The organism is Gammaproteobacteria bacterium, from assembly GCA_009838035.1.
Lineage (GTDB): Bacteria > Pseudomonadota > Gammaproteobacteria > Steroidobacterales > Foliamicaceae > Foliamicus.
On record VXSK01000031.1, the window covers coordinates 41,023 to 46,208 of the forward strand.

At 67.2% G+C, this 5,186-nt stretch carries 4 protein-coding genes; all 4 read left to right on the forward strand.

What is annotated here, in order from left to right; genetic code table 11:
* Positions 1-131: 131 nt before the first annotated feature.
* Positions 132-704 (forward strand): hypothetical protein, encoded by a 573-nt coding sequence (locus F4Y72_13130; GenBank protein MXZ29227.1) that lies wholly within the window; start codon positions 132-134, stop codon positions 702-704.
* On the forward strand, positions 701-1,930 hold the full coding sequence (locus F4Y72_13135) for a hypothetical protein (GenBank protein ID MXZ29228.1): 1,230 nt from the start codon (positions 701-703) through the stop codon (positions 1,928-1,930). Before F4Y72_13130 ends, F4Y72_13135 begins: the two co-directional genes overlap by 4 nt.
* 140 nt (positions 1,931-2,070) lie before the next feature.
* Positions 2,071-4,395, forward strand: a complete 2,325-nt coding sequence (locus tag F4Y72_13140) for a serine/threonine protein kinase (GenBank protein ID MXZ29229.1) — start codon at positions 2,071-2,073, stop codon at positions 4,393-4,395.
* A 17-nt stretch (positions 4,396-4,412) separates the two neighbouring features.
* On the forward strand, positions 4,413-5,186 hold a 774-nt coding region (locus F4Y72_13145), incomplete at its 3' end, for a hypothetical protein (protein ID MXZ29230.1).

Here is a 5,186-nt window from a genome sequence, read left to right on the forward strand (position 1 = left end):
TTTCGGTTGGTTCCATGGGCGGTTCTTCCAGCGGTTCGATGGGTTCACCGAGCGCCTCGGTCGGTTCTCCCAGCGCCTCGGTAGGCTCTCCTTCCATCTCAGTAGGCGGCGCCACAGGCAGGACGCCCGGAATGGAAGGCGCCACAGGCAGAACGCCGGGAGGCGGTATCGGCGGCGCCCAGGGGAGCGGACCGGCAGGTACAGGCAGCGGAGGCGACCCGGAGGGCGCTCTGCGTGAATCCATGGAAGGTTACGATCGCGAAATCGCCCGTGAACGCGGCGCCATGGCGTCGGCCGGACAGGGATCGGCCGCCGGTTCCGGAGGCGCGGGCGGAATGATTGGTCAACCCGGCGGCTCCGGCGGTGCGATGGTGACCATTCCCAACGCGTCCGGCGGGGGCATTGGCGGTGACGGCCAGGGCGCGGGCAGCGCATCGGCCGGCAGCAGCGCAGGCGATAGCAGCGCGGGCGGTGGCGGCGGTTCCGGCGGAGGACAGGGAACAGGCGGACCGGCCGAGGACGGAGCCTCAGGCGAGCGGCCAGAGACTAAGGTCGAGATTCCGGAAGACATTGCTGAGGCTACCGGGAAGGAAGACCAGGTGGCGCGGCAGATTCGCGAAGCGGCGGAGCAGGAAGAAGATCAGCGCATCCGCGAGGCATTGTGGGACGAATATCGCAAGCACATGGGGCTGAAATCAAAATGAACCGGTCGATCACGACTCTCGGCCTGGCTACCTGCATCATTGTGCTGGGCGCCTGCACGACTGCGCGGGAGGTCCAATACACGCAGGTGGGGCTGCAAAGGGCGGAGGCCGAGATTGCACCGGAATCCCTGCTCAACGTAGGCATCATGGTCTTTGATGCGGGGCTGCCCGAAGGCGCGAGCGACCAGGAACTCAACGAGCGTTTCATCTTTCCCGAGATTCGCCGCGCCGAGGCGCGCTACATGCCGTACCACCTCAAGAGCACGCTTGAGACGACCGGCTATTGGGGGGCGGTAAGCGTACTTCCCGAATACAGCCCGGTTGCGGATGTCGTAATTTCGGGCAGGATCGAAGAATCGGACGGCTACAGCGCGCAACTGCGTGTCGGCGCCTGGGACTCTTCCGGCCGGCGGTGGTTCGAAAAGAACTATGAGATGCTGGTCTCGGAGCAGGCCTACATTCGCGACACCGGTCCCGGCCAGGATCCTTACCAGAACATCTATAACCAGATCGCCAACGACCTGCTGCAGGCGCGCGCGCAGTTGAGTTCCGGCGATATGCAGCGCGTGCGCGAGATCAGCGACCTGCGCTACGGACAGAGCCTCGTTCCGCAGGCCTTCAGCGGTTACCTGGAAGAGACCGGCAAGGGGCAGTACGAGGTCAGGCGCCTGCCGGCCGCGGACGAGCCCATGGTCAGCCGCATGCGCGAGGTGCGCGAACGTGAATACGCGCTGATCGACGCCGTCAACGAGCATTACGCCAACCTTTATTACGGCCTGGACCGTCCCTACACGGACTGGCGCCGAATGGCCCGTGAAGGCCGCCTGAGCTACGAAGAGATGCGCAGGTCGGCGAACACGCGCATGCTGCTCGGTATTCTCGGGATCCTCGGCGCGGTTGCATACGAGGCCAGCGGCGGCGACAACATGGGCGTTACCGGCACCATGATTCAGGGCGGCTTCATGGGAATACAGGGGAGCCTTGGCCGGCGCGAGGAGGCCCGGATGCATCTCGAGTCGCTGCGTGAGGTGGGCGAGTCCTTCGATGCCGAGGCCGAACCCATGGTGGTGGAACTCGAAGGCCAGACACGGCGTTTGACCGGGTCCGCCGAGGAAAGGTTTCGCGAATGGCGCCGCCTGTTGCGGGAAATCTACGCTCGTGAGACCGGCGACCTTGCAGCACCGGGTGTGCAGGAGCCTGAGGGCACGTCCCTGTCACGCCCCTGAAACGGTCTCGATAGCGCCGGGGGCGGAGGGCGTCCCGCCCTCCACGAAGGCGAGACGCCTTCGCTCCCTGGGGTGGATGGCAACCGCTCGTATCATTTGAGGCCGTTGGAGCCATACTGAAGCCCGTGCCCGGCGATTCAATGACCGATCGAAGACAAGGCGAGATGCTGGCAGACCGGTTCCGCCTGGTCCGCACGTTGGGTTCCGGCGGTCTGGGTGAGGTCTGGCTTGCGGAAGATGTGCGGGAAGGCCGCGAGCTTGCCCTGAAGTTGCTGGCGGATGAACATGCGCGGCATCCGGCCCGTATCGATCGCTTCCGGCGCGAATTCTCGGTCGCCCAGTCGCTGGTCCATCCGGCCATCGTGCGCCCGGAGGAATTCGTTGCCGACGGCAACAGCCATTTCTTCACGATGCCGGTGCTGCGGGGTGGCCATGCCGGAGAGCGGTCCGGCCAATCCTGGAGCGCCGCCGCAGGGCTCCTGCTGCCGGTTTGCGACGCGCTGGCCTATGCCCACCGCAAAGGCGTGGTGCATGGCGACATCAAGCCGCAGAACATCCTCCTGGACGAGTCGGGCGCGGCCTGCCTGACCGACTTCGGCGCCGCCGTGCTGCCAAATGCGGCGGATGACGGGCGAGTTCGGCGTCCCGGAGGCTCGCTGGCCTACATGAGCCCGCAACGGCTTGAGGGCCGCCCCGCCCGGACCGGCGACGACGTGTATGGGCTGGGCTGCGTCATCTATGAGTTGCTGTGCGGCTTTCCGCCGTTCGCGCCGGATATCAGCGAAAAGGCCATCCGCAGCGCCGAACTGGCTGCCCCTGCCGCCCCCGCAGGGCAGCCGCAGATTCCCGATGAGCTGGCCGAACTGGTTACCGCGATGCTGGCGCGCAACGAAGACTTAAGGCCGGTGACCATGCAGGCTGTGCGGGCGGCACTGGACGAGATACTAGCGGAATCCGCCAACCCGGAAGCCCCGTCACAGGCCGCCGCCATCGTCGCGAGGGCTCGCGCCAGCACCCGCGTTGATGCCGCCGGCGGGGCGCCTGCGCCGCCGCTACAACGCAGTTCCGGCGTGCCACTATGGGTGGCTTACGCATTGGGCGGCTTCCTGCTGGTGGCGGCCACGGTACTGTTCTTCGCGTTGCCGCGCTTCGCCGAGGAACGCGCAAGCCGGCGACCGCCGCCCGAGCGCATCGTTCAGGAGGCTGAGGCGCCCCGCCAGGACATGCAGCTTCTGAGGATGCAGCGCGAGGCGGCCGACTCGGCGATGGGCGATATGCTGCAGGATCGGAATTACCTCTCGACCCTGCAGCCTTCCCTGTGGTCGGGCGGCGCCTGGGAACAGGCCATCGCCGAGGAGCAGAAAGGGGACGACTTCTATCGCCGGCGCGAGTATCCGGGTGCGCAGGGCGCATATGGAAGAGCGGGTGCGATGCTGCGGGAGCTGCGCGAACAGGCGCCGGACATTGGCCGCGCGGCACTGGAAGACGCGCTGCAGGCCATCGAATCGGGCGATCAGGCCACCGCCCTGGCGGAACTCGAAAAGGCCGGGATACTTCTCGGGACAACGGATCCGGAGGTGCAGTCCGCGTCCCGGCGGACCGCCCGGCTGCCGGAAATCATGCAGACCGTGGCCGAAGCGCGGGCCAGCGTGCGTGAAGGCAGCCTGGAGGAGCAGCGGGCTGCCTGGCAGTCGGTGCTCGGGATCGACCCGGAACGGCAGTCCGCCCGCAGGGAGCTTTCGGCGGTCAATGCGCGGATCGATCAGCAACTGTTCAATTCGCGAATGTCGCGGGGCCATGCGGCGCTGGGAGAGGGGGACGTCGAATCGGCCCGGAAGGCATTCGAGGCTGCCCGGACACAGCGTCCGAACGATCCCGGTCCGGTCGAAGCCCTTGCCGCGCTGGAGCTGGAGGAACGCGGGCAGCGGCTGGCGCAACTCCAGGCGGCCGCAATGGCCGGCAGGTTCGCGGAAGACTGGCGCAGGGCGGCCGACAATTACCGCGGAATGCTTGAGATCGACTCGAACATCGTTGCGGCGCAACGCGGGCTGGCGGAGGCCGAGCAGCGTGCGCGGCTGGACGACGCATTGGAAAACACGATCGCAAACGCCCGGATGTTGAACCGGGACGACGCCTGGCAACGTGGCAAGCGTTTGCTGGACGAAGCCGCGGCCATTCCCGCTCCCGGCGCGCGCCTTGACGGGCAGATCGGCCGTCTCGAGCAGGTCCTGGCGGTGGCCGCCACCCCGGCGCCGGTGTGGTTGCGTTCCGACGGCCTTACCGAGGTGACCATTTTTCACGTCGGCCGCCTGGGAAGTTTCGACAGCCGCATGCTTGAGCTACGGCCCGGCGCCTACACCGCCGTGGGTACCCGGGACGGTTATCGCGACGTGCGCCGCGAGTTCGTCGTCGTGCCGGAAGGATTGCCGGAACCGCTGGTCCTGATCTGCACGGATCCCATCTGACTCGTAAGGCGTGAAACATGGCGCGTGACGTGATTCTCGTGCTGCCGGAGGGCGAGCGCAGCCTGGCGGCGGACAATCTGCCCGTGCTGCTGGGCAGCGGCGCGGGCGCGCACATTCGCCTGCCCGGACCGTCCGGAGCGCCGCCGGCGGCCAGCATCAATCTCCTCGACGACCGGGCGCTGGTGCAGTGCTATCCGGGCATTTCCGGCCTTCTGCTGAACGGCGAGCCGATCAGCGGCGCCCAGTGGCTGGAAGAAGGCGACCGGCTCGCCATTGCCGGAGTGGAGGTGGCGCTGGACTCGCTTTCTCTCGAAGCGATGCGCCTTGAAGTGAGCTACCTGGCGCAGGCCTGGGACACGAGACCGCCCGAGCTGGCGGACGACGAAGACGCCCCGGCTGCAATCGCGGTGCGCCGGCCCGCCGGCGAAACGCGCGCGCTGCCGGCGCAGAAGGGCCGTTTTTGGCTGCGCCTGACGGCAGGCGTTCTGCTGGCGCTCCTGGGCGGCAGCGCCATCTTCGTGTTCACGGCCGAAGGCGTGCTGATCGAGGTGGAGCCCGCCGAAGTTGACGTTCAGGTTGACGCACTGCTGCCGACACCGCACGTTGGGTCCCGCTACCTTCTCTGGCAGGGCAGCTACCGCGTCCGGGCGGAACTGGAGCGCTATTACCCGCTGGACGAAGAGATCGAGGTGGGGGGCGAGGGCGGTCAGGAGTTTCGCTTCGCCATGCGGCTGTTGCCCGGACGGGTAGTCGTCGATGCCGCTGCCGGCGCGGAGATCCGTATCGAGGGA

Coding starts and splice junctions, on each gene's coding strand:
- F4Y72_13130 (MXZ29227.1), top strand. CDS start 132: ATGGAAGGCGCCACAGGCAGAACGCCGGGAGGCGGTATCGGCGGCGCC.
- F4Y72_13135 (MXZ29228.1), top strand. CDS start 701: ATGAACCGGTCGATCACGACTCTCGGCCTGGCTACCTGCATCATTGTG.
- F4Y72_13140 (MXZ29229.1), top strand. CDS start 2,071: ATGACCGATCGAAGACAAGGCGAGATGCTGGCAGACCGGTTCCGCCTG.